The sequence below is a fragment of the Paracoccus haematequi genome (assembly GCF_900631945.1).
GTDB lineage: Bacteria > Pseudomonadota > Alphaproteobacteria > Rhodobacterales > Rhodobacteraceae > Paracoccus > Paracoccus haematequi_A.
This window is the reverse complement of the sequence record NZ_UZWE01000053.1, coordinates 1-5,278: the sequence shown is the minus strand read 5'-3', so window position 1 is coordinate 5,278 and position 5,278 is coordinate 1. Positions and strand designations below refer to the sequence as shown.

Below are 5,278 nucleotides of genomic sequence, written 5' to 3'. Positions count from 1 at the left end.
CCGGATACCCAGGCCATCCAGCCCGTCTCCCCGGCCCTTCCAGCGTTCCCGCCTTCGGTGAAGCGGTATTTACGGAGACAGGCCACAGAGAGCAAGAGGAAAAATTGAGAATAATGGAAAATTCGCGCAACACGCTGATGTTGCACAGAAAATTCTGATGCTGCGACTGGCATGTCCCGCAAGGGGCGGTGCCGCAAAACCATCTAAGCACCGGATTGCATCGGAATCATGACATGAATCGGGAATCCCGGCCCCGGAATCGCGGCACGAAGCCCGAAAGCCAGGCGGTGCCCCCTGCCCTGCCCAGTGAACCGGCAACTCTCATCTCGGGTCGCGGACCGAGCTTCAGATGATCCTCACAGCCGCCTGCTGATGACGCTGGTGAGAGGTGAGATAGTCATAGCCAAGCCCCTCTCAATCAGGCACTCCTGGAAGGCCCGATATTCGCCCGAACGCCGCCAGCCATCGTAGTTGAAGCCTTCGTCGGAGACGATGACCGTGCCCGGCAGGATCCGGTCCTTCAGATAGGTCGCTGTCGACATGCAGATAACGGGCCCCGCGGCATCCGTCGGACGACACAAACCGCGGCACGGTCTTAGCAAACCAGCCCAGCGAAACATTGGCCCGCCACCCTGGGCAGAGCGTGTCGCGCAAAGGGGCCCTTGGCATAGCCGCACCGCCAGTCCTGGGGCAGTTCTTCGAAGGGATCGAAGGCGTCGATCCTTCAGCCGGTCCGCGTCAGATGATCGACGGTGGCGCTCCAGAAGACGCCGAACTCACGCACCACTCCCTCGTCGGGGCTGCGCGGTGGCAATGTCGCGAACCTCGCGCCGGGAATTGACCGGCTGAACCAGCGGCATCCTGTGTCGGACATAGGTCGCCGTGTCCCGCGTCGCCAGATCCGGAAGCCGCAACCCGATGTCCGAAATCGCGGCACGGTAATCGGTCGGAAATCTCCGCAGCGCCCGCTGCTGGATGGCGCGGCGCATCCGCATCAGTCCGGTGGCCAGGAATGTCATGGCTCTCCTGCGTTCAATTCTCGCAGGACATAGCCTGAAGCCGGCAGCTCGGAAAAAGAAAAACGCGCCCGAAGGGGCGCGTTCGATTGTCGGTCCTGAAACGAAGGATCAGCGTTTCGAGAATTGGAAGCTGCGGCGGGCCTTGGCCTTGCCGTACTTCTTCCGCTCGACCACACGCGAATCGCGGGTCAGGAAGCCTGCGGCCTTCAGCGCGGCGCGCAGCGCGGGTTCATGCAGTTGCAGCGCCTGGCTGATGCCGTGCTTGACCGCGCCCGCCTGACCGGACAGACCGCCGCCCTTGACGGTGGCCTGCACATCATACTGACCGGCAACGCCGGCCACGTCAAAGGGCTGGCGCAGGATCATCTGCAACACCGGACGGGCGAAATATTCGTTGATGTCCTTGCCGTTCACGACGACCTTGCCGGAGCCGGGCTTGACCCAGACGCGGGCGACGGCGTCCTTGCGCTTGCCGGTCGCGTAGGACCGGCCCTGCTGGTCGCGCTGCGCTTCGCGGCGAACCGGGGCCTCGGCCACGGCGGCGCTGCCCGACACGACGGATTTCAGATCGTCGAGGCTCTTGATGTCTTCGGCCATAATCACGCGCTCCGGGTGTTCTTGGCGTTCAGGACCTTCACGTCCAGAACTTCGGGCTGCTGCGCCTCGTGCGGGTGTTCCGCACCGGCATAGACACGCAGATGCGTCATTTGCAGCTTGCCCAGCTTGTTGCGGCTGATCATGCGCTCGACGGCCTTGGTCACCACACGCTCGGGGTGGGCGCCCTCCAGCACCTGGCGCGCGGTGCGGTGCTTGATGCCGCCCGGATGGCCGGTGTGCCAGTAGTATTTCTTGTCGTCACGCTTGTTGCCGGTCATCTGCACCTTGTCGGCGTTGATGATGATGACGTTGTCGCCCATGTCCATGTGCGGCGTGAAGGTCGGCTTGTGCTTGCCGCGCAGGCGATTGGCGACGATCGTGGCGAGGCGGCCCAGAACGACGCCCTCGGCGTCGATCAGGATCCACTTCTTCTCGATCTCCGCCGGTTTCGCGGTATAGGTTTTCATCTTTCGTCCCTTCAGGGTCGCAAAATTTCGAGATGGGGGTGTATCGGGGATCGCGGCCCGTCCGTCAAGCGTCGTAATGGCAAATAAATCATTTAAAAACATTGTCCTATGATTTAGGTATCAAAATACCACATCATAGCGCGCTGTTTTCCTGCTTTTTTGACGGAATCGAATAGGTCATCGAACAGCGCGCCACAGGTTGAGCCGCGCCCTCCGAAAAGATCAGCGCCTCGGCCACGGCAAGGCTGCGCCCCAGCTTGAGGACGCGGCACTCGGCCAGCAAATCCCGTCCCGCCTCGGGCTTGCGCATGAAATCGATCGAGGCGTTGGTGGTCACCGCCAGGGCGACCGGCCCGATCCGCGACAGGATCGCGCAATAGATCGCCACATCGGCCAGGGCAAAGATCGACGGCCCGCTGACCGTGCCGCCCGGCCGAAGATGCTGGTCGCCCACCAGCAGCCGCGCGACCAGCCGGTCGCGGGCGGCACTCTCGACCCGGTACTGGCTGGCCACCTGTGCGAAATCTGTCGCCAAGAACGTGTTCAGCGCCTGTGCGTCCATCGCCATATCCATGCTTTTCCCCCTGGCTGTCCCGGCATAGGCTTTCGGCAAACAGAGGGAGAGATCAAGATGCCGGACCTGATCCAGCGACAGGACAGCGACCATATCGCACGGCTGGTGCTGAACAGCCCCCAGAACTACAACGCCCTGTCGACGCAGATGATCGAGGCCCTGGCCCAGGCGCTGCGGCAGATCGGCGACGACGATTCCGTCCGCGTGGTCGTGCTGGCGGCGCAGGGCAAGGCCTTCTGCGCGGGCCACGATCTGCGGCAGATGCAGTCGGCGCGCGGCGATGTCGATGACGGCGCGGCGGCCTTCGCGGACCTGTTCGACGCCTGCGCCCGGATGATGCAGATGATCCCCGCCCTGCCCCAGCCGGTCATCGCCGAGGTTCAGGGCATCGCCACCGCCGCCGGATGCCAGTTGGTCGCCTCCTGCGACCTGGCGGTGGCTGCGGAAACCGCCCGCTTCGGGGTCAATGGCGTGAATATCGGCCTGTTCTGCGCGACCCCGATGGTCCCGCTGACCCGCGCCGTCCCGCCCAAGGCCGCGTTCGAGATGCTGACCACGGGCGAATTCATCGACGCCGCCCGCGCCCTTCAGCTGGGCCTTGTCAACCGCGTCACCGCGCCCGATGCGCTGACCGACACCACCATGCAGATGGCCGCGACTATCGCGTCCAAACTGCCCGCCGCGATCCGCTTGGGCAAGCGCGCCTTCCACGATCAATTGCGGCTCGGCACGGCGGACGCCTATGCGACGGCGGGGCAAACGATGTGCCAGAACATCCTGCTGCCCGACACCGCCGAGGGCATGGCGGCTTTCCTGGAAAAGCGCCCGCCAAGCTGGTCCTGATCCTTCACCTTTGCCCAAATATCCTCGGGGGAGTCCCGAAGGGACGGGGGCAGACAGCCCCCTGCCCCGCCGCCGTCAGCGCGACGCCAGCCCCTTCACCAGCTCCGTGAAGTGCTCGCCGCGCTTTTCGAAGTTCGGATACTGGTCGAAGCTGGCGGCGGCAGGGGCCAGCAGCACGGTGTCGCCCGGCTCCGCCTCGGACGCGGCGCGGTCGACGGCGGCGTCCATCGTCTCGGCGATCTCGTAGGGGGTCTGGCCGATCTCCAGCGCGAAATCGCGGGCGGAATGGCCGATCAGATAGGCCTTGGTCACGCGGCCCAGATGGGGCGCCAGCGCGCCGATGCCGCCTTCCTTGCCCAGGCCCCCTGCGATCCAGCGAATGCGGTCGAAAGCCTGCAAAGCCTTGGCGGCGGCATCGACATTGGTGGCCTTGGAATCGTTGACGTAACGGACCCCGCCGATCTCGGCCACGGTCTGGCTGCGGTGCGGCAGGCCCGTGAAGCTGTGGAACGCGGCCTCGATCTCTCGCGGCGCCAGGCCCACGGCGCGGCAGGCGGCATAGGCCGCGCAGGCGTTCTGGTGGTTATGCGCGCCGGGCAAGCCCTTGACCGCACGCAGGTCGATGGAGGCCGCCTGCCGCCCCTTGCGGTATTCGGACAGAAACCCCTTGCGCGCAAAGACCGCCCAGGCGGCCCCGTCCAGCTTTTGCCCGGCCGAGACGCGGATCACCCGGTCATCCGCCGGACCCATGCCCAACTGGTCGGCCAGATACAGCCCCTCGACCTCATCGACGCCGATCACAGCACGATCCGGCCCGCCCTCCGCGAACAGCCGGCGCTTGGCCGCGAAATAGCCGCCAGGGCCGCCGTGCCGGTCCAGATGGTCGGGCGAGAGGTTGGTGAAGACCGCGACATCCGGCGTCAGCGCGCGCGCCAGGTCGGTCTGATAGCTGGAAAGCTCCAGCACCACGACCTCGCCGTCATGCGCTGGCTCAAGCGACAGCACGCCGGTGCCGATATTGCCGCCCATCTGCGTCGGACGTCCCGATTCCCTCAGGATATGATGGATCAGCGCCGTGGTGGTGGACTTTCCGTTTGACCCGGTGACGGCGATCACGCGGGGGGCGCGGTCGAACCCATCCCAGTCGGCGGTGGCATAGCTGCGGAAGAACAGGCCAATATCGTTGTCCACCGGCACACCCAAGGCATAGGCCTTGGCGATCACCGGATGGGGCCGGGGGTAGAGATGCGGGATGCCGGGGCTGGCGATCAGCGCGGCCACCCCCTGCCACGCGTCGTCGCGGGTCAGGTCGCGGATGGTCAGGCCGTCCGCCGCCGCCGCGTCGCGCGTGTCAACGCCGTCGTCCCAGGCGACAACGGTCGCGCCCCCCGCCGCCAGGGCGGCAGCGGTGGCCTTGCCGGACCGGCCGAGGCCCAGAACGGCGATGGTTTGGCCTTCGACGCCTTGAACCGGAATCATGGCGTAATCACTCCCAACACGCGAAGAACCTTTTGTATGAGTTCTTTCGATGTATCAACTCCGGCAACCAGAACAACAACCAGTGTAATGCCAAGTGATAGCGCTGGAAGGGCAAGAGACAAGAAGGGCCGTTCCTTGCTGAAGATACGCAGCGACCAGGACACCACCGGTCCGGTCGATGAAGGAACATCTTGGCCACTTGCTAGGGTGTGTTGACGTTCACCGGAGTCGGATGACGGTTGCGGCGAGAGCAATGAAGGCGCTGAAACTTTCATCAGTCTTGCAGCAGCGCATGGCGA

8 protein-coding genes are annotated in these 5,278 nt (G+C 64.9%); 1 reads left to right on the top strand and 7 read right to left on the bottom strand.

From position 1 onward, the window contains the following. Window positions 1–356 precede the first annotated feature (356 nt). From PARHAE_RS17185 to PARHAE_RS17165, 5 genes are all read right to left on the bottom strand, one after another. Window positions 357–542 carry a hypothetical protein gene (locus tag PARHAE_RS17185; protein WP_126155790.1) on the bottom strand — a complete coding sequence of 62 codons (186 nt, stop codon included), beginning with the start codon at window positions 540–542 and terminating at the stop codon, window positions 357–359. Between the two features lie 234 nt (window positions 543–776). Further along, complete coding sequence (locus PARHAE_RS17180) at window positions 777–1,019, bottom strand: hypothetical protein (protein ID WP_126155789.1); 243 nt, start codon at window positions 1,017–1,019, stop codon at window positions 777–779. Between the two features lie 108 nt (window positions 1,020–1,127). Then, window positions 1,128–1,616, bottom strand: a complete 489-nt coding sequence (gene rpsI / locus PARHAE_RS17175; protein WP_126155788.1) for a 30S ribosomal protein S9 — start codon at window positions 1,614–1,616, stop codon at window positions 1,128–1,130. A gap of 2 nt (window positions 1,617–1,618) precedes the next feature. Beyond that, window positions 1,619–2,083: a 50S ribosomal protein L13 gene (gene rplM, locus PARHAE_RS17170; RefSeq protein WP_126155787.1), complete on the bottom strand. Its 465-nt coding sequence runs from the start codon at window positions 2,081–2,083 to the stop codon at window positions 1,619–1,621. Between the two features lie 133 nt (window positions 2,084–2,216). Then, window positions 2,217–2,657 (bottom strand): PaaI family thioesterase, encoded by a 441-nt coding sequence (locus tag PARHAE_RS17165; RefSeq protein ID WP_126155786.1) that lies wholly within the window; start codon window positions 2,655–2,657, stop codon window positions 2,217–2,219. A 57-nt stretch (window positions 2,658–2,714) separates the two neighbouring features. Here PARHAE_RS17165 and PARHAE_RS17160 point away from each other — a divergent pair, with 57 nt between their 5' ends. Next, complete coding sequence (locus tag PARHAE_RS17160) at window positions 2,715–3,500, top strand: enoyl-CoA hydratase (RefSeq protein WP_126155785.1); 786 nt, start codon at window positions 2,715–2,717, stop codon at window positions 3,498–3,500. Between the two features lie 75 nt (window positions 3,501–3,575). Here PARHAE_RS17160 and murD read toward each other — a convergent pair whose 3' ends face one another. Both murD and PARHAE_RS21220 read right to left on the bottom strand, forming a co-directional pair. Next, window positions 3,576–4,979, bottom strand: coding sequence for a UDP-N-acetylmuramoyl-L-alanine--D-glutamate ligase (gene murD, locus PARHAE_RS17155; RefSeq protein WP_126155784.1), 1,404 nt, complete (start codon window positions 4,977–4,979; stop codon window positions 3,576–3,578). Beyond that, window positions 4,976–5,278 (bottom strand): hypothetical protein (locus tag PARHAE_RS21220; protein WP_206437012.1); only part of this gene is annotated, 303 nt, incomplete at its 5' end. The genes PARHAE_RS21220 and murD, both read right to left, overlap by 4 nt.